The organism is Streptomyces sp. NPDC048255 (assembly GCF_040652415.1).
Classification (GTDB): Bacteria; Actinomycetota; Actinomycetes; order Streptomycetales; family Streptomycetaceae; genus Streptomyces.
In genome coordinates this window covers 1-1010 of record NZ_JBEZMA010000167.1, presented here as the reverse complement: position 1 = coordinate 1010, position 1010 = coordinate 1, and the positions used below count along the sequence as shown (strand labels likewise).

General features: G+C 62.9%; 2 protein-coding genes. Both read left to right on the top strand.

Annotated elements, in window-relative coordinates; genetic code table 11:
• Positions 1 to 276 precede the first annotated feature (276 nt).
• Complete coding sequence (locus AB0D94_RS37995; protein ID WP_096383210.1) at positions 277 to 801, top strand: GspH/FimT family pseudopilin; 525 nt, start codon at positions 277 to 279, stop codon at positions 799 to 801.
• Positions 798 to 1010: type IV pilus modification protein PilV (gene pilV, locus AB0D94_RS37990; protein ID WP_362062601.1), on the top strand; the 213-nt coding region annotated here is incomplete at its 3' end. The genes AB0D94_RS37995 and pilV, both read left to right, overlap by 4 nt.

Sequence of the window (1010 nt, the reverse complement as noted above, 5' to 3'; positions counted from 1 at the left end):
CACCCCGATTCGTGCTGGCCGCAAGTGCCTGCGGTCGATGCCATATTCCCGCTTTTTTGATGCCATAACTAAGTTTTATTGGCACATATATTCGAAGATGCGCCGATCGGAGTTCGCGCAGCAGCGAAAACGATGACTCAACCTGAGTGAGAAAATTACACGCCTGTTACTGACGATTTTCCGCTCGTCCCGTTTCGTCGTCCGTCGATCGGTAGCGGATACCAATCGTCCGGAGGGAAGACAAGCATCGGCATCAGTTTCGACCGGGACGCGACGATGCGCCGACGGCATTCGCTCGGATTCACCCTCATCGAGTTGCTGATGGCCGTTGCGATCGGCGCCATTGCGCTCACGCTCGCCTTGCCCAACTTCATCGACGCGATTCGCTCCAGCCGCGTCACCGGCGCCGCCAACGAGTTCATCGCCTCGGTGTCGCTGGCCCGCAGCGAAGCGATCCGAAGCGGCCATCCCGGTTACATGTGCGCGAGTTCCAACGGCAGCAGCTGCGGCGGCGAATGGAACGATGGCTGGTTGGTGTGGAGCGACCTCAACGGCAACGCCGTCGCCGACGCCGACGAGCGTCCACGCCGCACCGATCAGATCCGCGACCTGAGCCTCGTCGCCACAGCCGTCGGCGGCGATGCCAGAACCCTGATATTCGACGGCCGCGGGCGCTTGCGCGATGGGCGTCGTGATTTCGTACTCAAGTCCACGCCATGCCGCGCCGGCGCCAATCAGCTGCGCACATTCGAGCTGTCGAGCACCGGCCAGGTCACCATGCAGAGGGACAAATGCCCATGACGGTCAAGGTCCGCCACGGCGGCATACCTGGCGCACGCGGCCAGCGCGGATTCTCGATGATCGAGGTGCTCATCGCCGTGTTGGTGATCGGCCTGGGCCTGCTGGGCCTGGCGATGCTGCAGACGCTCAACGTGCGCTACGCGCAAAGCGCGAACTACCGCACCCGCGCGACCAACCTGGCTTACGACCTGCTCGACCAGATTCGCGCC

Bases quoted from the DNA above. Each gene is read 5' to 3' on its own strand.
- AB0D94_RS37995 (WP_096383210.1), top strand. From the start codon at position 277: ATGCGCCGACGGCATTCGCTCGGATTCACCCTCATCGAGTTGCTGATG.